The sequence below is a fragment of the Nocardiopsis potens DSM 45234 genome (genome assembly GCF_000341105.1).
Lineage (GTDB): Bacteria > Actinomycetota > Actinomycetes > Streptosporangiales > Streptosporangiaceae > Nocardiopsis_A > Nocardiopsis_A potens.
In genome coordinates, this window is the sequence record NZ_ANBB01000035.1 from 67,224 (window position 1) to 91,154 (window position 23,931).

Annotated in this window: 17 protein-coding genes; 12 read left to right on the plus strand and 5 right to left on the minus strand. The window is 75.5% G+C overall.

What is annotated here, in order from left to right:
* The first annotated feature begins 1,257 nt into the window (after positions 1-1,257).
* Positions 1,258-2,676 carry an AfsR/SARP family transcriptional regulator gene (locus D459_RS31555; RefSeq protein WP_017593480.1) on the plus strand — a complete coding sequence of 473 codons (1,419 nt, stop codon included), beginning with the start codon at positions 1,258-1,260 and terminating at the stop codon, positions 2,674-2,676.
* A gap of 384 nt (positions 2,677-3,060) precedes the next feature.
* Here the strand turns inward: D459_RS31555 and D459_RS0113195 are convergent, their stop codons facing one another.
* Together D459_RS0113195 and D459_RS0113200 are read right to left on the minus strand one after the other, a co-directional pair.
* Positions 3,061-3,483, minus strand: coding sequence for a peptidase inhibitor family I36 protein (locus D459_RS0113195; RefSeq protein ID WP_017593481.1), 423 nt, complete (start codon positions 3,481-3,483; stop codon positions 3,061-3,063).
* Positions 3,484-3,494: 11 nt separating this feature from the next.
* Positions 3,495-3,911, minus strand: coding sequence for a peptidase inhibitor family I36 protein (locus D459_RS0113200; RefSeq protein WP_040709968.1), 417 nt, complete (start codon positions 3,909-3,911; stop codon positions 3,495-3,497).
* Between the two features lie 115 nt (positions 3,912-4,026).
* On the opposite strand from D459_RS0113200, the gene D459_RS0113205 reads away from it, so the two are divergent.
* The 5 genes from D459_RS0113205 to D459_RS0113225 all read left to right on the plus strand — a co-directional run bounded on the left by D459_RS0113205 (position 4,027) and on the right by D459_RS0113225 (position 13,119).
* Positions 4,027-5,856, plus strand: coding sequence for a hypothetical protein (locus tag D459_RS0113205; RefSeq protein ID WP_026120350.1), 1,830 nt, complete (start codon positions 4,027-4,029; stop codon positions 5,854-5,856).
* The gene (locus D459_RS36140; protein WP_017593484.1) at positions 5,853-5,993 is read left to right on the plus strand and encodes a hypothetical protein; all 141 of its coding nucleotides are present in this window, start codon (positions 5,853-5,855) and stop codon (positions 5,991-5,993) included. The genes D459_RS0113205 and D459_RS36140 overlap by 4 nt, the downstream gene beginning before the upstream one ends.
* Positions 5,994-6,198: 205 nt before the next feature.
* Positions 6,199-7,551, plus strand: coding sequence for a glycosyltransferase family 4 protein (locus D459_RS0113215; protein ID WP_017593485.1), 1,353 nt, complete (start codon positions 6,199-6,201; stop codon positions 7,549-7,551).
* Positions 7,552-7,591: 40 nt separating this feature from the next.
* Complete coding sequence (locus D459_RS0113220) at positions 7,592-12,040, plus strand: alpha-(1->3)-arabinofuranosyltransferase (protein WP_017593486.1); 4,449 nt, start codon at positions 7,592-7,594, stop codon at positions 12,038-12,040.
* Positions 12,040-13,119: a DUF3068 domain-containing protein gene (locus tag D459_RS0113225; protein ID WP_017593487.1), complete on the plus strand. Its 1,080-nt coding sequence runs from the start codon at positions 12,040-12,042 to the stop codon at positions 13,117-13,119. Before D459_RS0113220 ends, D459_RS0113225 begins: the two co-directional genes overlap by 1 nt.
* A 234-nt stretch (positions 13,120-13,353) precedes the next feature.
* Here the strand turns inward: D459_RS0113225 and D459_RS0113230 are convergent, their stop codons facing one another.
* Positions 13,354-14,127 (minus strand): class I SAM-dependent methyltransferase, encoded by a 774-nt coding sequence (locus tag D459_RS0113230; protein WP_017593488.1) that lies wholly within the window; start codon positions 14,125-14,127, stop codon positions 13,354-13,356.
* A complete protein-coding gene (locus tag D459_RS0113235) occupies positions 14,124-14,897 on the minus strand; it encodes a methyltransferase domain-containing protein (protein WP_017593489.1) in 774 nt (257 codons plus the stop codon). Before D459_RS0113235 ends, D459_RS0113230 begins: the two co-directional genes overlap by 4 nt.
* A gap of 172 nt (positions 14,898-15,069) precedes the next feature.
* Here D459_RS0113235 and D459_RS0113240 point away from each other — a divergent pair, with 172 nt between their 5' ends.
* Positions 15,070-17,115, plus strand: coding sequence for a hypothetical protein (locus D459_RS0113240; RefSeq protein ID WP_017593490.1), 2,046 nt, complete (start codon positions 15,070-15,072; stop codon positions 17,113-17,115).
* Between the two features lie 14 nt (positions 17,116-17,129).
* On the opposite strand, the gene D459_RS0113245 is transcribed toward D459_RS0113240, so the two are convergent.
* Entirely contained in the window at positions 17,130-18,407 is a 1,278-nt protein-coding gene (locus D459_RS0113245) for an acyltransferase family protein (protein WP_020380163.1), read from the minus strand.
* 152 nt (positions 18,408-18,559) lie between these two features.
* On the opposite strand from D459_RS0113245, the gene D459_RS0113250 reads away from it, so the two are divergent.
* The 5 genes from D459_RS0113250 (at position 18,560) to D459_RS0113270 (ending at position 23,854) form a co-directional block, all read left to right on the plus strand.
* A complete protein-coding gene (locus D459_RS0113250; protein ID WP_026120352.1) occupies positions 18,560-19,483 on the plus strand; it encodes a DUF3068 domain-containing protein in 924 nt (307 codons plus the stop codon).
* 10 nt (positions 19,484-19,493) lie between these two features.
* Entirely contained in the window at positions 19,494-20,438 is a 945-nt protein-coding gene (locus D459_RS0113255) for a decaprenyl-phosphate phosphoribosyltransferase (protein ID WP_017593493.1), read from the plus strand.
* Between the two features lie 50 nt (positions 20,439-20,488).
* Positions 20,489-21,847 (plus strand): FAD-binding oxidoreductase, encoded by a 1,359-nt coding sequence (locus tag D459_RS0113260; protein WP_017593494.1) that lies wholly within the window; start codon positions 20,489-20,491, stop codon positions 21,845-21,847.
* A 30-nt stretch (positions 21,848-21,877) separates the two neighbouring features.
* Positions 21,878-22,648, plus strand: a complete 771-nt coding sequence (locus tag D459_RS0113265; protein WP_017593495.1) for a decaprenylphospho-beta-D-erythro-pentofuranosid-2-ulose 2-reductase — start codon at positions 21,878-21,880, stop codon at positions 22,646-22,648.
* Positions 22,649-22,738: 90 nt separating this feature from the next.
* Positions 22,739-23,854, plus strand: coding sequence for an NAD(P)H-dependent flavin oxidoreductase (locus D459_RS0113270; protein WP_026120353.1), 1,116 nt, complete (start codon positions 22,739-22,741; stop codon positions 23,852-23,854).
* Positions 23,855-23,931: the final 77 nt, after the last annotated feature.

The window sequence follows — 23,931 nt, forward strand, 5'->3', positions numbered from 1 at the left end:
GGGTTCAGGCGGGCGGCGACGGCGGAGGTAGGGGCGGGGCCGGGCGCCCCAGCCGGGTGCGGCATCTCGCGGGGGCGGGGTTCAGGCGGGGCGGCGCCTGCTCCCGACGGGAAGGGGCGGCGCTCCGGTGAAGGGGGGCCCGCCCGCACCCGCCAGGGGGCCGTATCCCCTATGCCCGATTTACGGCGGGGATCGGGCGGGGGTGGGGGCGCCCTGCGCACCTCGGCGGCACCCCGATTACATCTACCAGCGAGTAGTAAGCCCCGAAGCTCCCATTGCCCCCTCCTCGGTTACCCAGAGTGGCCAAGGTGGGCCCTCCCGGCAGGATAAATGCGACATCCCGCCCCTGCCTCTGCTCTTCCCGGGTTCCGGCCCCCGTCTTCCGGCCTTCCGGGTGGCTCGAACCCCCGAACACCGGCCCGATCAGGGCCAATCGGGGCCTGGGAGGCCCGATCCGGGCCGGGATGCGCGCCCGGGAATCACCGGGGTGCTCTCGCGGTGCGCAGGGCGCCCCTCCCCGCCATCACCCTGCGTATTTACCCAGGTCGGAGAGGTGTAGTGGTTTCGAAGGCGGCAGGCCCCGGCGCCCGGGCGACGCGGGAACGGCGATCCCGCCACCCGGACCACCCCGACCGCCCCACCCGCCCTGCCGCACCCGACCGACCGGCCGGTGCTTCTGCCTGCCGTCGCTGCCCGTTTGAGCCCCAGCCCCGTGGGGCCCGCGCTCGGGCGATCGCCTCCGCCCCGGCCCTGCCGCTGCTGTTGCCGCCCGTCTTGGCCTTCGCTTCGCGGGGTGCCGCGCCGAACCGATCGGCCGGTCCCCACCGCCGCCCTTGCTGCCTGCCTGAACCCCAGCCCCGTGGGGCCCGCGCTCGGGCGATCGCCTCCGCCCCGCCCCTTCCTCTGCCGTCGCCGCCCGTCTTGGCCTTCGCTCCGCGAGGCGCTGCACCCGACCGACCGGCCGGTTCCCCTTCCCGCCTTCGCCGCCTGCTTGGACCTCCGCTCCGTGAGGTGCCGCGCTCGGGTGGGGCGCTCGCCCTGTTCCTGCCTTTGCCGTCGCTGCCGGTCTGAACTCTGGTCCCGTCGGGCCCGCTCGGTGTGGCTGCGAGTGCCTCCGGGGAGCCGAGGCCTTCTTTTCGAGCGGCCGGAACAGGACGATTCAACGCTCGGTGTTCACTTGGGTGCGGACCGTGCAGCACAGTGGTGGTCGGGCGGTGTGCGGGGCGCCGACCGGTGACGGGGGAGAGGAGGGGGCGCGTGGAACTGCACATCCTCGGTCCGCTGCGGGCGAGCGCGGGCGGGCGCCCGGTGCGGCTGGGCGGGCGGCGGGCGCGGTTGCTGCTGGCCCTGCTGGCGGTGGAGAAGGGGCGAGTGGTCCCGGTGGCGCGGCTGATCGACGAATTGTGGTCCGAGCGGCCGCCGGCCTCGGCCCGCACCCAGGTGGCCATCGTCGTCTCCGGGGTGCGCCGGGCCTTCCGGGAGGCCGGGGGCGGACCGGTGATCGACACGGCCGGCGCGGGCTACCGGCTCCGCGCCGAGGAGGTGCGGCTGGACGCGGAGGAGGCGGCGCGCGAGGTCGCCGCGGCCCGGGCCGCCGCCCGCGCGGGCCGGCACGCGGCCGCCGAGGAGGGGCTGCGCCGCGCGCTGGCGCTGTGGCGCGGTCCCGTGCTGTGCGGGCTGGAGGGAGCGGCGGTCGAGGCGGCCGCCCACCACTGGGAGGAGCTGCGCGCGGCCGCGGCCGAGGAGCTGGCCGAGGCCGGCTTCGCCCAGGGGCGCTACCGCGAGCAGATCGGCGACCTGGGCGCCCTGGTGGCCCGGGACCCGCTCCGCGAGCGCCCGCGCGAGCTGCTGATGGCGGCGCTGGCCAGGTCCGGCCGCCGGGCCGAGGCGCTGGAGGTCTACGCGGAGGGGCGGCGGCTGCTCGGCGAGCGGCTGGGCGTGGACCCCGGACGGAGGCTGCGCGCGCTGCACGGCGCGATCCTGCGCGAGGCCCGCGGGGAGGAGGACGGGGGCGGGCCGCGCCCCGGCGAGCTGCCCGCGGCGGTCTCCTCGTTCACCGGGCGCACCGCGGAGCTGGCCGCCCTGGACGGGCTGACCGCCTCCGCCGCGCGGCACCTGCGGCTGGCCGTGGTGACCGGCCCGGAGGGCGCGGGCAAGACCGGGCTGGTGCTGCACTGGGCGCAGCAGGCGGCCCGCGCCTTCCCGGACGGCCAGCTCTTCGCCGACCTGCACGGCGCGGAGCACGGCGGACCCCGGGCCCCGATCGAGCCGGGGAAGGTGCTGGGGCGGTTCCTGCGCGCGCTGGGCGCCGCCGCGGACCGGGTTCCGGAGGCCCCGGAGGAGCGCGCCGGGCTCTACCGCACCCTGCTGCGCGGGCGCCGGGTGCTGGTGGTGCTGGACGACGCGGCCTCCGCCGAGCAGGTCCGGCCGCTGCTGCCCGGGTCGCCCTCCTGCTGCGTCCTGGTCACCTCCCGCGAGCCGCTGCGCGACCTGGTCGCCCGGTACGGCGCCCGCCGCCTGGAACTGGGCCCGCTGCCGCCGCAGGACGCGGTGGACCTGGCCTGCCGCCTCTCCGGAGGGGCGCTGGGGGCGGACGCGCTCCGGCTCACCGAGGCGTGCGGGCGGATGCCGCTGGGGATCCGGATGGCGGTCGCCCGCCACTCCGGCCCCCGCTGAGCCCGGAGAGCCGACCCCGGGGAGGAGGGGCCCTTCCGGCCGTGTTCCGGGACCGGCGGGGCGGTGCTCCGCCCGGTGCCGGGGCGGCCGGAACCCCCTATCGGCGGTGCCGGGGCGGGAAGGTCCTCCCGCTTCCGCCGCCGACGGGCGGGAGCCGGTACGTGGGCGTGCCGGACGCCCGGCACGGGGAATGGAACGGGGTTCCCCGGGACGCCGTGGGGAGGCGGGGTGCACTGCCCGCAGCGGCGATCTGTGCGGGGCGGCCGGGGCGCTGCGGCGGTCCGGGGAGGCGGAGGGGCCCGCCCCGGGGGGTGCCGAGAGGGGCGGGGCGGCGGGTCCGCCCGGGGAGGGCCGGGTGGGCCCGCCGCGTTCCTGCGGGGGCGGTCAGACCCAGCGGTGTGAGCGGATGGCCACGTTGTTGGCGTTGATCGGCTTCGAGGTGATCACGACGGGGTCGTAGAGCGGATTCGTGTAGTTCGGGCCGCCGTAGAACTGGACCATGTCGTAGGCGCCGGGGTGGCCGTTGTTCCAGATGGAGTTGACCCGGAAGCCGTGCGGGCGGCACTGGACCGCGCCGCCCTGCCAGTCGGGGTCGTCGCCGGTCCAGGCGCACCGGGTACCGGTGCCGTTGGGGCCGCTCCAGACGCAGACGTCGCCCTTGGCGCAGGTCCCCTGCCAGGCGGAGGGGGACGCCGGGGCGACGGGGGAGGCGGCCGCGGGGGCGGCCGGCGCCGCCGGGGCGAGCAGGGCCGCCGCGGTGAGCAGGGCGGCGGTGCCGGAGCGGCGCAGCCGTCGGAGAGAGGTCATGTCCGGTCCCTTCACGGGTTGATCCACTTGTGCGAGCGGATCGCCAGGTTGTTCACGTTGTTGCGCTGCCCGGCCGGGACCGCCCCGTGGTAGGGCGTGCGGTAGTTCGCGTCCCGGAAGAACTGGACCACGTCGTAGGCGCCGGGGTGGCCGTTGTTCCAGATGGAGTTGACCCGGAAGCCGTGCGGGCGGCACTGGACCGCGCCGCCCTGCCAGTCGGGGTCGTCGCCGGTCCAGGCGCACCGGGTGCCGGTGCCGTTGGGGCCGCTCCAGACGCAGACGTCGCCCTTGGCGCACTGCCCCTGCCAGGGCTGTGCGGAGGCGGGGGCCGCGCCCGCGGTGAGGAGGCCCGCCGCGGTGAGCGCCGCTGCCGAGGCGGCGGCGACCGCCCTGCCGACCTTGCCCATGCTCGCTCCATTCCTTGCCATGCGGGGACTGCGAAGGACGCTGGAACGCTAGGCGATCGGGTTATCACCGCCTTATCGATCGGTTACCGGGGCGGAGGCCGGTGCCGAACGGGGGGATTGCTAGATTCGCCCCACCATGACCAGGGATGTCCCCCGGAGCGGGGAGAGCCGGACGCGGGCCGCGGTGCGGTGCGCGGCGCCGTGGCTGGTCGGCCTCGCCGCGGGCGCGCTGGCGCTCGGGCCCGGCCTGGGGCGCGGGTACCTGCTCCGCTACGACATGGTCTTCGTCCCGGATCCGCCGCTCGGCCCGGTGCAGCTCGGTGCGGGGGACGGGTTCCCGAGGGCGGTGCCCAGCGACGCGGTCGCCGCGCTGCTCTCCCGGCTGCTGCCCGCCGACATCGTGCAGACGCTGCTCCTGCTGGCGGTCTTCGCGGTCGGCGCGGCCGGCGCCGCCCGGCTGGTCCCGGCCGGATCCGGCCGGGCGCAGGCGCCCCGGCTCGCCGCCGCCCTGTTCTACGTCTGGAACCCCTTCCTCGCCGAGCGGCTGCTGCTCGGCCAGTGGGCGGTGCTGCTCGGCTACGCCGGTCTGCCGTGGGTGCTGGCCGCCGCGGTGCGGCTGGGGCGGCGGCGCGGCCCGGCCCGGTTCATCACGGCGCTGCTGCCCGCCGCGGTCGGCGGGTTCTCCTCGGCGCTGCTCTCCGCCCTGGTGGCGCTGCCCGCGGCGGCCGCCGCGCGGCCGCGCACCGTGCCCCTGGCCGCCGCCGGCATCGCGCTGGTCTCGCTGCCCTGGCTGGTCCCGGCGCTGGGCAGCGGGGCGAGCACCGACCCGGCCGCGGTCGACCTGTTCGCGGCCCGCGCCGACACCCCGTTCGGTGCGGCCGGCTCGCTGCTCTCGCTGGGCGGGATCTGGAACGCGCGGGCCGTGCCGGAGCTCTACGGCCACCCCGCACTGGCCGCGCTGCGGCCGGCGCTGTCGCTGGCCGCGCTGGCCGGGTGGGTCCGGCTGCTGCGCGGCGGGCGGCTGGGCGCGGCCGGGACCGGGCTGACCGCCGCGGCGGCGGCCGGCCTCGGCCTGGCGCTGCTGGGCACCACCGAACCCGGCCGGGAGCTGCTGCGCTGGCTGATCGGGGCCTGGCCCGGATTCGGGCCGCTGCGCGACGGGCAGCTCTACGTCGCCCCGCTCGCCCTGCTCCAGGCGGTCGGCCTGGGCGGGGCGGCGGAGTGGCTGCACGGGCCGGAGGGGGAGGGGCGCGCCGGCCCGGTGGCCGCCGCGCTGCTGGTGCTCGCCCCGGTGGTGCTGCTCCCGGGGCTGCTCTGGGGGGCGGGCGGAAAGCTGGTGCCGGTGCGCTACCCGGCCGAGTGGGGCGAGGTGCGGCGGATCGTCGACGGCGACCCGGACCCGGGGTCGGTGCTGGTCCTGCCGTGGAGCGCCTACCGGGGCCTTGACTGGGCGGGCGGAGGGCGTACCGTCGTCGTACTGGATCCCGCCGCGAAGCTGTTCGAGCGGCGCACGGTGTGGAACGATGACCTCCGGGTGGCCGAGGACGGCGAGGTGCGGACGGTCCGGGGCGAGGACCCCGCGGCCCGCGAGGCGGCCCGGCTGGCCGCCGAGGGGCGCGCCGACGCCGAGTCCCTGGGCGCCCTGGGCGTCCGATACGTCCTGGTCGAGCGCGAAGCGCTCCCGGACACCGCCGCCACCACCGGAGACCCCCTCCATGAGAACAAGTTCTTGTCGGATTCCGACCCCCTGGAACAGGTGCATGAAGGCCCCCGGCTGGCCCTGTACCGGATCCCAGACCTCCATGTAGAAGCGGTCAAGGAGGAGCTTTCGGGGTTGGAAGTTACTGGTTGGTCGGCTACAGTCGGGTCAATCATCTGTTCGTTGGCTGCATCAGGTTCTAATCTCGTTCCCGTGCGGCCTCCCCGACCCGCGGGGAACCGGTCGCGGAAGGAGACCCCCACATGATCAAGGTCCTGGCCGCCTGCGTGATCGGCGCGGCCCTGGCAGGTGGACTGGCTCTGGTCGGCACCACCGTGGCCACCAACGCCTCGTCGTCGGCCGAGCCCGTCAACGAGTCCCTGTACAACTACGGCGACCGCTAGCCGCCGACGGCCCCGCCGCGCGCGGGGCCGCCGGCCGGCGCCCACGGCGGTCGGCACCGGCCCCGCCCGCTCCGGCGGAGCGGCGCGTCGGCCGTGCTCCCTCTTCCCCTTCCGGCCTCTCGCTCCCCCTGCCTCCGGTGATCCACGTGCCGCGGCCGGTGAACGAACGTTCGTTTGGGGAGAGCCGGACGGAACAGGAGAGCATGTGGCCCCTCACAAGGCGGCTCAGACCACCCCCCAGATCCCGGACGTCTCCTTCGGCCCGCCGGTGACCCTGGAACCGGAGGCCCCCCGGGCCGCGGCCGCGCCGCCGCAGGCGCGCCCCGCCGAGGACGCGGAGGACGCCGTGCGGGCCATCGGCGCGGCGGACGGCCGCGGCGGCGGCCCCGGCCCGCGCCTGGACGGCGTCCGGCTGGTCGTGGTCAACTGGCGCTGCCCCTGGCAGTCCACCGCGGGCGGGGCCGAGGAGTACGCCTGGCGGATCTCCCGGCACCTGGTCGGCCGGGGCGCCGTGGTCACCTTCCTCACCAGCCGGGAACCGGACCAGCCCCGGGTGGAGACCCGGGACGGCATCGTCATCCGCCGGATGGGCGGCAAGTTCACCGTCTACCCGCTGGTCATGCTCTGGCTGCTGCTCTGGCGCCGCGAGTTCCACGCCGCCCTGGACTGCATGAACGGCATCCCGTTCTTCTCCCGCCTGGTGCTGCCCCGCCGCACCCGCGTGGTCAGCGTCGTCCACCACGTGCACGACCTGCAGTTCAACGCCTACTTCAGCCGGCCGCTCGCCTGGTTCGGCCGGTTCGTGGAGAGCACCGTGGCCAGCCGGGTCTACCGGAACTGCACCACCGTCACCGTCTCGGAGTCCTCCCGCCGCGCCATGCGGGAGAAGCTGGGCTGGCGCGCGCCGATCACCGTCATCCACAACGGCCGCCCGCCGGAGCGGGAGAGCGCCCCGGTCCGCCCGGCCGCCGGCCTGGGCGCCCCCGCCGTGGTCAGCCTCGGCCGGCTCGTGGTGCAGAAGCGGGTCTCCCGGGTGGTGGACGCCGCCGTCGGGCTGCGCGGCGAGCACCCCGGGCTGCGCGTGCACATCGTCGGCCGCGGCCCGGAATCCGAGCCGCTCCGCGAGCGGATCGGCCGCGAAGGCCTGCACGACCTGGTCGAGCTGCACGGATTCCTCCCGGAGGAAGAGAAGCGCGCGGTGCTCGCCGGGGCGCTGCTGCACGTCACCGCCTCGGAGTTCGAGGGGTGGGGGCTGACCGTCATCGAGGCCGCCGCGCTCGGCGTTCCCACTGTGGCCTACGATGTCGATGGCCTGCGCGACTCGGTCCGCGACGGCGAGACCGGCTGGCTGGTCCGGGACGGCGAGGACCTCACCCGGGTGGTCGGCAAGGCGCTCGCCGAGCTGAGCGACCCGGTCCGCGCCGAGCAGGTCGGCGCGGCCTGCCGGGCCTGGGCGGCCCGGTTCACCTGGGAGGCGAGCGGAGCGGCGATGGCCCGGCTGATCGCGGATGAGACCGGCGCGGCCGGCGCCCGCCCGGCGCGCAGGGCAGGGACGTGACCTCCCTCCGGGACCGACCCCGGGGACCCCTCGGAGACGCATGGTGACCTCTTCCCCGACCACCGACGGAACCGGTGACCGGCGCCCCTCCGGCGCGCCCGGGACCGACGGCGCACTGGTCCGCAGGCTCAAGCTGTTCGGGGTCTGCCTGCTGCTGATCGGCGCCGCGCTCAGCCTGGACCCGCCGATGATCGTCGGCGACACCAAGATCGACCTGACCATCGACCCGCTCGGCTTCCTGGAGCGGGCGCTGTACCTGTGGGACCCGTCCTACTTCGGGCAGCTGCAGAACCAGGCCTACGGCTACTTCTTCCCCAACGGCCCGTTCCACGCGCTGCTCATCGCGCTGGACATGCCGGAGTGGCTGGTCCAGCGGGTGTGGATGGCGGTGCTGCTGTGCGCCGCCTTCCTCGGCACCGTCAAGCTGGCCGAGGCGCTGGGCATCGGCACCCTGCACACCCGGATCACCGCGGGCGTCGCCTACGCGCTCGCCCCCCGGGTGCTCACCCTCATCTCCTACAACTCCGCCGAGCTGCAGCCGATGATGCTGCTGCCGCTCATCGTGCTGCCGCTGGTGCACGGGGCGCGGAAGGGCGCCGACCCGCGCCGCGCGGCGATGCTGTCCGGCCTGGCCTTCCTCTTCTGCGGCGGCACCAACGCCGCCTCCGAGCTGGCGGTGCTGGTCGTCCCGCTGGTCTACCTGCTGACCCGGAGGAACGGCCCGCGCAAGTGGCGGCTGCTGCTCTGGTGGTTCACCGCGCTCTTCCTGGCCTCCTTCTGGTGGCTGGTGCCGCTGCTGATCATGGGCCGCTACGTGTGGTCCTTCATGCCCTACACCGAGGACGCGGCCACCACCACCGCGATCACCTCGCTGATGAACGCGCTGCGCGGCACCTCCAACTGGATGGGCTACGTGCCCAGCGCCGGGCAGCCCGCGCTGCCCGCCGGCGCCGAGCTCTCCACCGAGCCGTGGCTGGTGGTGATGACCGCGGTGGTCGCCGGGCTCGGCCTGGCCGGGCTGATCAACCGGCGCACCCCGGAGCGGCCGTTCCTGCTCACCTCGGTGCTGCTGGGCACCGCGATCGTGGTGGCCGGCTACACCGGGCAGCTCTCCGGCCCGCTCGGCCCGACCATGGCCGCGCTGCTGGACGGGCCGCTCGGGCCGTTCCGCAACATCCACAAGTTCGACGCGCTGATCCGGCTGCCCGTGGTGCTCGGCCTGGCCCAGCTCCCGGTGGTCGTCGGACTGGACGCGCGCGGCCGCCGCGGCGGGCTGCTGCGCGCCCTCGGCCTCTCCCCGGGGTTCGCCCACCGGGCCACCGCCGGGGTGTGCGCGGTGGCGTTCTTCGCCACCCTCACCCCGCTGGCCACCGTCGGCATCGCCACCCGCGGCGGCTTCGAGCGGATCCCCGGGTACTGGTACGAGGCGGCCGCCTGGATCGACGCGAACTCCGCCTCCGGCGGGACGACCATGGCGGTCCCCGGATCGGCCCGCGGCGAGTACCAGTGGGGCCGGCCGATGGACGAGCCGATGCAGCCGCTGCTGGACAGCGCCTGGACCAACCACCAGATCATCCCCTGGGGCTCGGCCGGGGTGTCCCGGCTCAACCAGGAGATCGACCAGCGCATCTCCTCGGGGCGCGGCTCGGCCGGGCTCACCGAGGCCCTGGCCCGGATGGGCGTCACCCACCTGCTGGTCCGCAACGACCTGCAGCGGGAGGGGAACAACGGCGGCTGGCCGGCCCGGGTGCACCAGGCCCTGGCGGACTCGCCCGGCATCGAGCACCGGGCCTCCTTCGGCCCGGTGGTCGGATCGGAGGACCCGCAGCCCGCCTCGCGCTGGTACGACCAGCCCTACCAGGCGCTCGAGGTCTACCAGGTGCAGGGCGCCGCGCCCCGCGTCGGCACGGTCCCCACCGAGGGGACGCTGCGCGTCACCGGCGGCCCCGAGTCGCTGCTGGCCCTGGCCGAGCAGGGCGCCCTGGACGGCGACCGCCCGGTGCTGATCGGCGACGACCCCGGGGCCGAGGCGGTGGACGGCGCGGACACCATCGCCACCGACACCGCGCGCCGCCGCGAGATCGTCTACTCCGACGTCCGCCGCAACGTCAGCGGCACCCTCACCGCCGACGAGGAGCTGGAGCGGGACGCCCCCGCCCCGGACATCGCCGACCCCGCCTGGGACGGCTACACCGCGGTCGCGGTGGACGACGGCATCGCCGCGGTCACCGCCTCCTCCAGCGAGGCCGGGGCCGGCGCCGCGGCGAGCGTGCGCGACCCGGGCCGCACCCCCTACGCGGCCCTGGACGACACCCCCGGCACCTCCTGGCGGTCCAGCGGCTTCACCGGCGCCGTCGGGCAGTGGCTGGAGATCGAGTTCGAGGAGCCGCGCGAGGTCGGCACCGTCTCCATCGCCTTCGAGCAGATCCCCGGCGAGCCGCCGCCCTCGGAGATCAGCCTCTCCACCGACGGGGGCCGCACCACCGCCGCGGTCGCCGACACCGGGGAGCCGCAGGAGTTCGCCGCCCCCGAGGGCCGGACCGGGAAGCTGCGGATCAAGGTCGAGGACCTGGCCTACGAGCCGGAGTACCGGTTCGGCACCCGGGTCGGCATCACCGGGCTCGCCGTCGACGGCGTCACGCCCTCGCGCACCCTGGAGGTGCCCGCGCCGGCCGGCGCCGGCTCGCTGCTGTTCACCGGCGCCACCGGCGCGGTCCCCGGGTGCATGCCCGGCTCCGAGGCCTGGGTGTGCAACCCCGAGCTGGCGGTGCAGGGCGAGGACGCCCTCGGCATGGACCGCACCGTCGAACTGGACGCCGAGGCCGCCGCCGGCGGGCACACCGTCTCCGGCCGGGTGGTGGCCACCGACCCGCGCGCGGTGGAGAACGCCGCCAACCGCGCCGGCGGCCACCCGAAGGTCACCTCCTCCTCGACCTCGGTGCAGCACCCGGCGGCGATGGGCCGCAACGCCTTCGACGGCGACCCCGCCACGGTCTGGTACCCCGACCCCGAGGAGGACGAGCCCTCGCTCCGGGTGGACCTGGGCGAGCGGCGCGAGATCGACGGCATGCGGGTGGAGTTCCCCCGGCCCGACGCGGTCACCCGGCCGATCCGGGTCACCGTGGACGCCGGCGGGACGGTCCGCGAGGCCTGGGCCGACGGCGACGGCTGGGTGGGCTTCGCCCCGGTCCGCACCGACGAGCTCACCCTCTCCTTCGACCCGCCCGAAGGGCAGCCGCTGGAGGTCTCCCGGATCGCGCTGCCCGACGTGGAGCCGCTGGAGCCGATCGAGGGCGGCGGCGCCGAGACCGCCTGCGGCCTGGGCCCGGTGCTGCGGGTCAACGGCGAGCGGGTGGACACCCGGATCTCCGGCGGGACGCTGGAGGACCAGCTCGCCGGCCGCCCGCTCCGCTTCGAGGGCTGCGGGCCGGTGGAGCTGCGGGAGGGCGCCAACCGGGTCCAGGTCGCACCGGGCCCGCAGTACCAGGTGCTCTCCGCCCTGATCGGCCCGGAGGACGGGCCGGCCGGAGCCGAGGAGGTCGGCACCGAAGAGGTCGCCGCGGTGAACGGCTGGGGCCCCAGCGAGCGCAGCGTGGACGTCGCGGTCGGCGCGGAGAGCTACCTCGTCGTCAACGAGAACTTCAACGAGGGCTGGCAGGCCGAGCTCGGCGGCACCGAGCTGGAGCCGGTCCGCCTGGACGGCTGGAAGCAGGCCTGGGTGCTGCCGGCCGGCAGCAGCGGGACGGTCCTGCTCAGCTACCGGCCGGACGGGCCGTACCACCTGGCCCTGGGCGCCGGCGCCGCACTGGCGCTGCTGCTCGGCGTGCTCGCGCTGCGCCGGGTGCGGCGGCCGGCCGCGGCCGCCGCACCCGCGGCGGTGGCCGGCCGGATCGGCCGCGCCCCGCTGCTGGCCGTCGCCCCGCTCTACGGCACCTGGGTGGCCGGAGCGGCGGGCGCCGCGGTGGCCGCGGCGATGATGCTGGCGGTCTGGTGGCTGGGCCGGGCCCCGTCGTCGGCGCTCAAGCACGCCAAACCGGGGCGGCCGGCGCTGGGCGGCGCCGTGCTGCACTGGCTCGCCGGACCGTGGACCGTGCCGGCCTTCCTGGCAGCGGCCGGGCTGAGCACCGCGCTCGGCACCTACCTGGCGATGTCCATGCCCTTCCACGACATCAGCGGCCTGCTGAGCGAGCCGCTCCGCGGCTGGGTCGCCCAGCTGCTCTGCCTGCCCGCGCTGATCCGGCTGGTGCTGGCGCTCGGCGAGGCCCCGCGCGGCTCCGCCGCCCCGGCCCCGGACGCGCCCTCCGGGCTCGCGGAGGCCGCCCGGACCGGGCCGGCCGGGGCGGAGGAGGCGGCAGAGGACGCCGGGGAACCGGAGGGCGCGCCCGGGTCCGGGGGATCCGGGGCGTCCGCGGGGAACGGCGCTCCGCGCCGGGCGGGCGCGGGCCGCAGCGACGAGGAGGACGAGGAGAGCGCGGGGGTGAACGCCTGATGGGCGGAGACCGGGCGGGCGGCGCGGCGCGCCGCTCCCGGAAGCGGGTGCCGGGGCGCAACGCCGCGCTGATCGCCGCGGCCCTCGGCGCGTTCCTGCTCACCTCGGCGCTGATGCTGCGGTTCTACGTGCACGAGCGGCTGGCGGTCGTCCCGTCCAGTACCGACCTGCGGCTGCGCATGGTCGACGAGGACGCCTCCTACCTGGACACCTCCACCTGGCGCACGGTGGAGGGCGCCGAGGTGGTCCGGCAGACGGAGATCACCGGGGGCGTCTCCGCGGGCAACGCCGACTGGGCCACCTGGGAGATGTCGACCGACACCACCAGCGGCTCCTCGATGATCGGCCACATGGACCGCCGGGTCATCGTGGACCGGACCACCGGCCGCGCGGTGAACTGCTGCGGCGAGCACGTCGGCGGCGACCGGGCGGTCCGCCAGGCGGGGCTGGTGCTGTACTGGCCGGCCGGCGCGGAACCGGGCGACCGGCCGTTCTACGACGCGGACGTGCGCTCGGCGCCGCCGATGCGCTACACCGGCGCCGGGAGCGCCGCGGGGGTGCCGGTGCACGAGTACGTGCAGGAGGTGGAGGCGACCCAGGTCCCGGACTCGGCCCGGAAGGTGCCCGCGAGCGCCCTGGGCCTGGAGCGCCGGGGCACGGTCACCGCCACCGTCTGGCTGGAGGTGGAGCGGACCTACCGGATCGAGCCGGTCTCGGGCCGGCTGGTCGACGCCGAGGAGCGGCGGGGGGGGGGCCTCCGCGGCGAGCAGGGCGGCGAGCGCACGCTGCTCGACGCCGACCTGTCCCTGGACTCGGGCCAGGTCTCCGGCTACGCCGATGCGGCGGGGGACGCCCGGCTGCTGCTCCGGGCCGTGCACGTCTGGGCCCCGATCGCCCTGGGCTCCCTGGGAGCGCTGGCCCTGGCCGCCGCCCCGATCCTCCGCTTCCGCGCCCGCGACGAGGAAGAGGACGCGGACGATGATGAAGAGGACGAGAGCGAAGACGGAGGCGGCGAGGACGGCGGGAGCCCGGGCGGCCCGGAGAACGGCCACCGGGAGTACCGGTCGCCGGTGCCCTGAGATCGTTGACGGGGTTTTCTTCTCGCCGGGCTGTCCCGTACCCGCCCGGGCCGGGCGCGCCCGCCTCGTCGCGGTGGTACGACGACGATGTTGAGCCCCGGGGCCGGGGTTCTGGGGAGAGCGGTGGCCCTGGGCTCGAGAGGGCGGGCGCAGAGGGCCCACTCGCGCGGTTCTGCTCGCCCTGCCCCTGCCCCTCTCCCGCTGTCGGTTCTCTCGGGCCCTCCCGGTGCGGGGTCAGGTGCGTTTGCGGAGCACGAGGAGGAGGTTCCAGGTGATGATCTCGCGGGCGCCGGGGACGTGGACCACCGGTTTCATCCAGGAGGGCAGGTAGCGCGGGAGCACGTCCACCGGGGTGACGTCGTCCCGGGTGCGCAGCCAGCGCAGCATCTCCGCGGCGGAGACGGCGAACATGGTGCGGCCGAAGTCGTTCTTGGGGCGGCGGCCGTGCCTGCGGGCGAAGCGCTCCGCCGCGTAGCGGCCGCCGAGGAAGTGCCACGGGGAGGTCTCGTGCCCGCCCCACGGCGACAGCCACAGGGTGTAGGAGAGGTAGACCAGGCCGCCCGGCCGGGTCACCCGGACCATCTCGCCGGCCATCCGGCGCGGGTCGGGCACGTGCTCCAGCACGTTGGAGGAGAAGCACACGTCGACCGAGCCGGTGCGGAGCGGCAGGTCGAGGGCGCTGCCCAGGAGCGCGGTGTCGGGCAGGTCGCCGCCGCGCAGCCGCATCTCCCCGGCGTCGGCGTCCACGCACACGCAGTGCGCCCCGGCGGCGCGCAGCTCGTCGGCGAAGTAGCCGGGGCCGCCGCCGACGTCCACCACCACGGCGCCGTCCAGCGAGGTGTAGCCGCGCAGCTGGTCCACGGTGTCCCGGGCCAGGGTGCCGTAGAACAGGTCCGGGTCGGTCTGCTCCTTGCGGAACGCGGAGAACAGGGCCGCGGAGCGGCCCAGCGTCGCCCGGAACGGGGGGCGCCGGGCGGGCGCGGAGGGCTCGGCGGGGGAACCGGTCACGGGGACTCCTCCAGGGGCGGTGCGGCGACGAAGTGCCGGAGGTGCTGCCAGTGGTCGCCGCCCCAGTACTCCTCGGAGACGGCGATCCGCGGCGCCCGGCCCGGGGCGGCGCCGTCCGCGAGCGCGGCGGCGATCCGCTCGGGGCTCCAGGTGTGCATCCGCATCGGCGCCGGGTAGCGCAGCAGCGCCCGCTGGGCCCAGCGGATCAGCGGCCAGGGGGCGTACCGGAAGACCAGCCCCTTGAAGGTGGCGCGCTCGCGCGCGGGGACGCCGAGCACCATCGCGCCGCCGGGCCGCACCACCCGGGCGAACTCGCGCAGGTAGCCGGCGGCGAGCGCGGGCGGCAGGTGCTGCAGCACCAGGTCGGTGTAGACCAGGTCGAAGGAGGCGTCCGGGAAGGCGGACAGGTCGGGGGCCTCGTTCAGGTGGAAGGCGATCCGCCCCCCGCTCCGGTCCAGCCGGCGGGCCTCTGCCAGCATGGGGGCGGAGATGTCGACCCCGTCGACCGCCTCGAAGTGCCGGGCCAGCGCGTTGGAGAGCCGGCCGGCGCCGCAGCCGAAGTCCAGGGCGCGGCCGGTGCCGTGCCCGATGCCCAGCTCGGCGAGGCGGGCCAGGGCCCCGTCGATCTCCGCGGCCCCGGAGGCGAGGAACTCCTCGTCGTCCCAGCCGCCGTTGCGCTTGTCCGGGTCGACGCACACGGCCCACAGGGGCTCGGCCGATCCGAGCAGGGTCCAGTCCCGGCGGACCTCGTCCAGGCTCACCGCGCTCACTCCCTCCTCCGGAGGCTGGTGGATCAAGTTCTCATCTACCTTCGGCTACCGTCGGGTATCGCGCTCATACCTGCGATGATCAACGGGGAGGGATGTGGAACCTGTTGTATTGTGACACTCTCTTACGCGGTCACGTCAACCGGTCGGCCACCGGGCCGGGGAAGAGAGCGGCATGCGCGGATCCGATGGACAGGCCCCCTCCGAGCCGGCCGCCGCGGACGGCGCCGGGGAACCGGACGCGGAGTCCGCCGGGGAGCGGGCGGAACGGGCCTCCGGGGGCAGGGCGGCCGCGCTGCTGGAGCGGGGCGTGCGCGACCCCGTCGTGATGCTGGGCGGCGCGCTGATCCTGGCCTCCCTGGTGCTCAAGGCCTACGTGCTGCGGCAGGCCTACTTCATCGAGGACGACTTCCTGTTCGTCGCGGACGCCGCCGCGCACGACCTCACCGTCGAGTACCTGACCGACCTGCACAAGGGCCACCTGATGCCCGGTGCGAAGCTGCTGGCCTACATCCAGACCGCGATCTCCCCGTACAACTGGGGCCTGACCGCCGGCGTCATGGTGCTCTTCCAGGCCGGGGCGGCGATCGGGCTGTTCCGGCTGCTGTGGGTGGTGTTCGGCCGCCGCTGGGCGATCGTCCCGCCGCTGGCCCTCTTCCTGTTCGCCCCGCTCACCATGCCGGTGCTGGCCTGGTGGTCGGCGGCGCTGAACGCGGTCCCCTACCAGCTGGCGATCGTGCTGGCGCTGCTGTGGACCGTCCGCTACCTGCGCGGCGGCGAGGCGCGCCACGCCTGGATGGCCGCCGGGGCGGTCGTGCTCGGCATGGCCTTCTCGGTCAAGGCGATGTTCCTGCCGCCGCTGCTGTTCGTGTTCGCGGCCGCCTTCGTGGTGCAGGGCCGGCTGCCCCGGGTACTCTGGCGCACCCTCGACCGGGACATGCCGTTCTGGGTGGGCATGGCGCTGCTCAGCGTCGTCCACGGCCTCGTCTACCTGTCGCTGCAGGAGACCGCGGAGGGCGAGGGGGCGGGCCGCCCGGACGGCGGTACCGCGCTCGGCCTGGCCGGCCGGATGCTCGGCGAGACGTTCCCGGTGGGCGCGGTGGGCGGCCCGGGGGAGTGGGGCCCGGTCACCCCGGCCGGCGGCCTGCTCGAACCCGCGGCCTGGGCGGTCGGCGCGGCCTGGGGGGTGCTGCTCGCGGTGGTCGCGGCCAGCGTGGTGTACCGCAGGCGCGCCTGGCGGGCCTGGGCGCTGCTCGCCGGCCACCTGGTCGTGGTGGACGCGCTGCCCACCGTCATCGCCCGCGGCCGCTACCAGGAGACGATCGGCTACGACCCGCGCTACGTCGCCGACGCCGCGCTCGTCCTCGCCGTGGTGGTCGCGCTGGCGTTCATCCCGACCCTGGAGGAGCGGCGGGCCGACCCGGGGGTCCGGCGCCGGCCGCTGCCGCCGAGGACCGCCCGGACCGGGGCGGTCGCCGGGACGCTGGCCTTCACCCTGCTCGGCGCCTACTCCACCTGGACCTTCGCCGACACCCTCAGCGGCGACCGGGTCCGCTGGTACCTGGACACGGTGCGCGCCTCGGTGGAGGGGGTCCCGGCCGAGGCCGGGATCTACTCCCGGCCGGTCCCCGAGGACATCGTGCTGCCGTGGAACGGGCAGCGGCGGCTCAGCTCCAACGTGCTCAGCCCGCTGGCGCCGGACGGCGTGGCGGAGCGGATCCGGGTCCCCCGGCCGGCCGACTCGGCGCTGGTCTTCAACGACGCCGGCTACCTGGTCCCGGCCAGGCCGGCCGAGGGCAGCGCGTTCTTCGGCCCGCCGGAGGACGAGGAGTGCCTGGTGACCTTCGGCGGCCAGGCGATGTGGGAGGTCAGCTCGTTCGGCGGGCCGACGATGGTGCTGACCATCACCTACACCTCGGAGACCGACACCGAGGTGAACGCGGTGATCGGCGACGCCTGGCGCTCCGCGGTGCTGCCCGCCGCGCCGGACGGCGGGAGCTGGTACCTGCCGCTGGACGGCGCCGGTACCCGGCTGGCGCTGAGCACCAGCGAGGAGGACCTCTGCATGAACTGGGTGACCTTCGGCGAGCTGGTCCCCGCCACCGAGGGCGACCCCTGGTCGGAGGAGAACGCCGAGGACGCGGAGGGCGGCGGGGACGCCGAGGACTCCGAGGACGGCGGGAAGAAGGACGGGAAGGGCGAAAAGGACGAGGAGGACTGACCCCGCGGGGCCGGTCAGGAGCCGTCGACCAGGCTCGGCTTGCGCGGGCGCGGAGCGCCGGGCGGGCGGACCAGGCCGTTGAACCGGCGCATCGGCTCCTCGATCCAGCGGTGGGTGGCGGCCGCCAGCAGCACGGTGCCCGCCGCCACCGGGACCATGTCCAGCCAGAACGAGCCGGTGAAGATCTCCTGCCCGGTGAAGGCCCGCCACAGGTAGAGCACGACGAACTGCCAGAGGAAGATCCCGTAGGAGATCTGGCCCAGGTAGAGCGCGACCGGGTGGGAGAGCAGGGTCTCCAGCCAGGCGCCCTCCCGCCAGCGGTGCGGCCGGGGCTCCGCGCCGCGCCCGGGCAGCACCGCCACCGGGGCGATCACGAAGAACGCGAAGAGCATCGAGGTGAGCGTCGCGATCACCGAGATCCAGAACCCGTCCACGCCGACGAACCGGGGGCCGGCGGCCGGGGTGGAGTTGAGCGCGTAGACCACGGCGGCCAGGCCCCAGCAGAGCGCGGAGTTCCGGCGCAGCGTGGCGCAGAACCGGGCGACCGGGCGGTCGGGCCCCGGCTCCCGCCAGGCCCACTCGGTGACCACGGCCAGCGCCATGCCCACCGCGAACAGGCCGAGGCAGCGCGGCAGCCAGGCGTGCATGTAGGAGTGGTGCTCGGGATAGAACTGCGGGATGAACGCGAGCAGCCCGAGCACGCTCAGCGCGCCCAGCCCGGTGAGCAGCCGCCGGGCGCGGGCGCCGGGATCGGCGCCCCGGGCGGCGTAGCGGCCGAGCACCGCGGCGAAGAGCGGGAGCAGCAGGTAGAAGCTGACCTCCACGCACAGGCTCCACATCTGGCCCAGCCCGTAGGGGCCGGTCCCCACCCACCAGGGGTCGGTGTTGTAGGTGAAGGTGAGGGTGAGCACCTCCAGCCAGGCGGTGAGCGTGCCCGGGTTGTCGTCGGACCAGATCAGCATGGCGGCGGCCGCGACCAGCCAGTAGGCGGGCAGCACCCGCAGCGCCCGCCGCCACAGGTAGACCCGGACCGCGGGGGAGGGGGTCCGGTCCAGGCAGGCGCGCACCCAGGGGCGGTACAGCAGCAGCCCGGACAGGGCGAAGAAGAGCGGGACCGCCAGTTCGGCGGCGGAGAGCAGGGCGCCCAGAACCCCGGGGGCGAGCGCGTCGCCGGTCTCCACCGAGACGTGGAAGACGAGGACCATCAGCGCGGCGAGCGCGCGGACGCCGTCGAGGGGTTCGAGGTGGCCGCGGACCTGCGGCAGGGCGCCGGCGTCGGGCGCCGCGCTCACCGGTCGCACCGGGCGAGCGCCAGACTAGAACCTGTTATAAACATTCGGACACGCCCTGGTGACGTTGGCCTCTACTGGGGAGTACTCTACCCCAAAATGAAGCAAGTTCCAGCTCTGAGTCTTTCTTCGACCCGTTCCGCCCAGGAGGGCTAATGCGCCGCACCGTTGCAGTCGTCTGCATCGCGTTGGGGGTCTTCAGTCTGGTCCTGGCCCCCCTGTTGCGATTCTGGATGGCCAGCGCCCTGATGAAAACCCCCATGGACCAGTACAGCGAAACGGTCAACCGGGGGGAGGACGTCACCTACTTCAGCGCCGAGGAGCTGGAGCAGGTCGAGGGCGCCACGGTGGAGGCCTACACCACCGTCCGCGGCGACGTCGCCGCCAGCGATGACGACATCGTGGTCTGGGACCAGTTCACCTGGGTCGAGGACATCGAGCGCGACTTCGCCATTCTCTCCTCCAGCCGCCGCACCGCCCACGACCGGGTCACCGGTGAGGCCGTGGACTGCTGCGACGCGGCGGTGAACGAGGAGGCCGCGGTCCAGAGCGGCCAGGCCTTCAAGTTCCCCTTCTTCACCGAGAAGAAGGACTACGAGTACTACGACACCACCGTCAAGGAGTCCCTCCCGATCGAGTTCGTCGAAGAGGAGGAGATCAACGGCGTCAACACCTACAAGTTCGTCCAGGAGATCGAGCCGACCAAGACCGGCGAGCGAGAGCTGCCCCGGTCGCTGCTGGGCATGGACGGCGACGGCGACGTGGTCACCGACGAGATGTACAGCGTGACCCGGACCTACTGGATCGAGCCGGTCAGCGGCGCCCCCATCATGCTCAGCGAGGACCAGCACCGCGGCGCCTTCGTCGACGGCGAGGAGAAGCTGGTGCTGTTCGACGGGGACATGCGCTTCACCGACGAGACGGTGGACGCCAACGTCGAGAACGCCCAGCAGGCGCTCACCGCGCTGCCGCTGCTGCGCACCACCGTCCCGCTGGTGCTGCTCGGCGTCGGTGCCGGACTGATCATCCTGGGAGCCCTGCTGGCGGCCAGCGCCAGAGGCGCGGACCGGCGGGGCTGACCGGGACGCCGTGGCGGAGACCGAGGCGGCGGCCGCCCGCGCCGGAGGCGCACCGGGACCGGAGGACCGGTCCGGGGTGCGCCCCGCGGCGCGGGCGGCCGCGCTGCTGCGGGCCTGCCGGCCCAAGCAGTGGCTGAAGAACCTGCTGGTCTTCGCCGCGCCGGGCGCCGCCGGGGTGCTCACCGACCCGGCCTCGGCCGGCTGGGCGGCCATCGCCTTCGCCGCCTTCTGCGTCGCCTCCAGCGGCACCTACCTGCTCAACGACGTCCGCGACGTGGAGGCGGACCGGGCGCACGCCCGCAAGCGGCACCGGCCGGTCGCCTCCGGTGCGGTGCCGGTCCCGCTCGCGCTGGGCCTGGGCGCGGCGCTGACCGCCGCCGCCCCGCTGGCGCTGCTGCCGCTGGGCAACCCCGCGCTGCTCGGGGTGCTGCTCGGCTACCTCGCGCTGACCGCCTGCTACACGTTCTATCTGAAGCGGGTGATCATCGGCGACGTGGTCGCGGTGGCCGGCTGCCACGTGCTGCGCGCGCTGGCCGGGGGCGTGGCGGTGGGCGTCCCGTTCACCGCCTGGTTCCTCATCGTGGTGTCGCTGGGGGCGCTGCTGGTGGTGGTCGGCAAGCGCGAGGCCGAGCTGCGCAACCCCGAGGCCGGCGGCGGCCGGGCCGCGCTGCGCGGCTACACCGTCTCCTACCTGGTGCAGGTGCGCACCATGGCCTCGGCGGCGATGATCGTCACCTACTGCCTGTGGGCGCTGGACGGCCACGGGGAGGGCGCCGCCGGGGTCTTCCCCGCGTTGAGTATCGTTCCGTTCATCGTCTTCGTGCTCCGCTACCACCTCCTGGTCGACCGCGGGGTGGGCGAGGAGCCCGAGGAGATCGCGCTGCGCGACCGGCCGCTGCAGCTGTGCCTGCTGGGCATGGCCGTCCTCGTCGGCCTCGGCGTCCACCTGCCGTGACGCCGCCGGAGCAGCGCCCGACCACCGAACCCCAGCGGGAAGGCCCGACCGTGCGCACGCAACGCCGCCTCCTCACCGGATGGGGGCGCACCGCCCCGACCTCCGCGACGGTCGCGCGGCCGCGCACCGCCGCCGAGGCCGCCGCGCTGCTGAAGCAGGCCGGCCCGGGGCGCGGCGCGATCCCCAGGGGGCTGGGCCGCTCCTACGGCGACGCCGCGCAGTGCGCCGGCGGGCTGGTGCTGGACACCGCCGAGCTGGCCCCCGGGTTCCGGCTGGACCAGGAGGCGGGCACCGTCACCGCGGCGGCCGGCACCTCGCTGGCCGAGCTGATGGAGCGGCTGCTGCCGCACGGCCGGTTCCTCCCGGTCACCCCGGGCACCAGGCAGGTCACCGTGGGCGGCGCGATCGCCGCGGACATCCACGGCAAGAACCACCACGCCGACTCCTCGTTCGGCGCGCACGTGCGGTGGCTGCGCCTGGTCACGCCGGACGGCGCCGAGCGCACCGTCGGCCCGGACCGCGACCCCGGACTGTTCTGGGCCACCGTCGGCGGGATGGGGCTCACCGGGGTGATCACCGAGGCCGAGTTCGCGGTCGTCCCGGTGGAGACCTCCGCGGTCCGGGTGGACACCGACCGCACCGCCGACCTGGACGAGGCGCTCGCGGTGATGACCGCGACCGACCACCGCTACCACCACACGGTCTGCTGGATCGACCTGCTGGCCACCGGGCGCGCCACCGGCCGCGGCGTGCTCACCCGGGGGCGGCACGCGCGCGCGGCCGAGCTGCCCGCCCGGCTCCGCCGCGACCCGCTCCGCTTCCGCGACCGCAGCGCGGCGGCGGTCCCGCCGCGGGTGCCGCCGGGGCTGCTGAACACCTGGAGCGTGCGCACGTTCAACGCCGCCTACTACGCCAGGGCGCCGCGCCGGGAGCGGGACCGGATCACCGGCGTCGGGCCGTTCTTCCACCCGCTGGACGCGGTGCGCGACTGGAACCGGCTGTACGGCCCGGCAGGGCTGGTGCAGTACCAGTTCGCGGTGCCGTTCGGCGCGGAGCCGGTGCTGCGCGGGATCGTCTCCCGGCTCGCCGCGGTCGGCGCCCCCTCCTTCCTCGCGGTGCTCAAGCGGTTCGGGCCGGGCACCCCGGCGCCGCTCTCCTTCCCCCGGCCCGGCTGGACGCTGGCCCTGGACCTCCCGGCGGACCTGCCCGGCCTGGCCCGGCTGCTGACCTCCTTCGACGAGCGGGTGCTGGAGGCCGGCGGCGCCCTGTACCTGGCCAAGGACTCCCGCGCGGCGCCCGCGGCGATCCGCGCGATGTACCCCCGGCTGGACGAGTGGCGCGAGGTCCGCGCCCGGGTCGACCCGGACGGGGCGCTCACCTCCGACCTCGCCCGCCGCCTGGAGCTGTGACGGCGGGACGGAAAACGACGGGAGACACGGATGCGGAACGCGGTCGGCGCGGTGGACACGGTGCTGCTGCTGGGCGGGCGGAGCGAGATCGGGCTGGCCATCGCCGAGCGGCTGGTGCGCGGCGGCGCCCGCCGGGTGGTGCTGGCCGCCCGGGAGGCGACCGGCGGGCGGGGGCTCGCCGGGGAGGCCGAGCGGCTGCGCGCCGCGGGCGCCGCCGAGGTGCACCCGGTGGAGTTCGACGCCGCCGACACCGCCGGCCACGAGGCGGTGGTCGCCGAGGCGGTGAAGCTCGTCGGCGACCTGGACGCGGTGGTCGACGCCTTCGGGGTCCTCGGTGAGCAGGCGGCCTTCGAGGCCGACCCGGCGGCGGCCGCCGCGGCCGCCGCGGCCACCTTCACCGGGCACGTCTCGGCCGACCTGGCGGTCGCCGCCCGGCTGCGCGAGCAGGGCCACGGCACGCTGGTGGTGCTCTCCTCGGTGGCGGGGGTGCGGGTGCGCCGGGCCAACTTCGTCTACGGCGCGGCCAAGGCGGGGCTGGACGGCCTGGCCCAGGGGCTGGGCGACGCGCTGCACGGCACCGGCGCCCGGGTGATGGTGGTCCGCCCCGGCTACGTGCCGACCAAGATGTCGGCGCACGTCTCGGCGGCGCCGTTCCCGGCCAGCGCGCGCGAGGTGGCCGACGCGGTCGCCGCCGGGCTGCGCCGCGGCGCGGAGACGGTCTGGGTGCCGGGCGTGCTCCGCTACGTCTTCGCCGGGATGCGGGTGCTGCCCCGCTCGGTCTGGCGGCGCCTGCCCCGCTGAGCCCGCCGCGCCGGGTCCGCTGCGGCGGGGCGGGAAAGAAGCCCGGGAACCTATCTAGAACATGTTTCAGTTTCGTGTTTCCATGAGGGCATGCGGACACGAGTGACCGAGATGTTCGGCATCGAGCTGCCGATCTTCGCCTTCAGCCACTGCCGGGACGTCGTCGCCGCGGTCAGCCGGGCCGGCGGGATGGGCGTCCTCGGCGCCCTCTACTTCACCCCCGAGGAACTGGAGACCGAACTCGCCTGGATCGACGCCAACACCGGGGGCCGCCCCTACGGCGTCGACGTCGTCATGCCGTCCCGCTACGAGGGGGCCGACCTCGGCGCCGACTCCGGCGAGGAGCTCCAGCGGAGCCTGGAGGGCCTCATCCCGGACGGGCACCGCCGCTTCGTCAACGGCCTGCTGGCCGAGCACGGCGTACCGGAGCTCACCAGGGCCGGAGCAGGGCGGTTCCTGCTCGGCTGGACCGACGCCACCGCCCGCCCCCAGGTGGAGGTGGCGCTGCGGCACCCGATCGCGCTGCTCGCCAACGCGCTCGGCGCGCCCCCGGCCGACGTGGTGCGCCAGGCGCACCGGCACGGCGTCGCGGTGGCCGGGCTGGCCAGCAGCCGCCGGCACGCGGCCAAGCAGCGCGAAGTCGGGGTGGACGTGGTCGTCGCCCAGGGCACCGAGGCCGGCGGGCACACCGGGGAGGTGTCCACCATGGTGCTGGTGCCCGAGGTGGTGGACGAGGTCGCCCCGGCCCCGGTGCTGGCCGCCGGCGGCATCGGCGACGGGCGCCAGATGGCGGCCGGCATGGCGCTGGGCGCCGAGGGCGTGTGGACCGGCTCGGTCTGGCTGGCCACCGAGGAGGCCGACACCCCGGCAGGGGCCCTGGCCCAGATCCTGAAGGCCGACTCCCGGGACACCGTGCGCTCCCGGTCGATGACCGGAAAGCCCGCGCGGATGCTGCGCAACGACTGGACCGAGGCCTGGGAGAGCGCCGAATCGCCCGGAACGCTGCCCATGCCGCTGCAGTTCATGCTGGTCTCCGAGGCGCTGCGCCGGGTGGGGCGGGTCGCCCACCCCACCCTCACCCCCTCGCCGGTCGGCCAGATCGTGGGCAGCCTGAACCGGATCCGCTCCAGCTCCCAGGTGGTCTACGAGTTCATGAGCGGCTTCGGCGACGCGCTGGACCGGCTCAACGCGGCCGCGGAGGACTGACCCCCCGGCACTCCGATGATCTTGACGTTGCGGGGGTATCAGAGCGCTCCGATACCCCCGCAACGTCAAGATCATCG

Bases quoted from the DNA above. Each gene is read 5' to 3' on its own strand.
- D459_RS0113195 (WP_017593481.1), bottom strand. From the start codon at position 3,483: ATGACCTCTCTCCGACGGCTGCGCCGCTCCGGCACCGCCGCCCTGCTC.
- D459_RS0113200 (WP_040709968.1), bottom strand. From the start codon at position 3,911: ATGGCAAGGAATGGAGCGAGCATGGGCAAGGTCGGCAGGGCGGTCGCC.
- D459_RS0113205 (WP_026120350.1), top strand. From the start codon at position 4,027: ATGACCAGGGATGTCCCCCGGAGCGGGGAGAGCCGGACGCGGGCCGCG.
- D459_RS36140 (WP_017593484.1), top strand. From the start codon at position 5,853: ATGATCAAGGTCCTGGCCGCCTGCGTGATCGGCGCGGCCCTGGCAGGT.
- D459_RS0113220 (WP_017593486.1), top strand. From the start codon at position 7,592: ATGGTGACCTCTTCCCCGACCACCGACGGAACCGGTGACCGGCGCCCC.
- D459_RS0113225 (WP_017593487.1), top strand. From the start codon at position 12,040: ATGGGCGGAGACCGGGCGGGCGGCGCGGCGCGCCGCTCCCGGAAGCGG.
- D459_RS0113240 (WP_017593490.1), top strand. From the start codon at position 15,070: ATGCGCGGATCCGATGGACAGGCCCCCTCCGAGCCGGCCGCCGCGGAC.
- D459_RS0113250 (WP_026120352.1), top strand. From the start codon at position 18,560: ATGCGCCGCACCGTTGCAGTCGTCTGCATCGCGTTGGGGGTCTTCAGT.
- D459_RS0113265 (WP_017593495.1), top strand. From the start codon at position 21,878: ATGCGGAACGCGGTCGGCGCGGTGGACACGGTGCTGCTGCTGGGCGGG.
- D459_RS0113270 (WP_026120353.1), top strand. From the start codon at position 22,739: ATGCGGACACGAGTGACCGAGATGTTCGGCATCGAGCTGCCGATCTTC.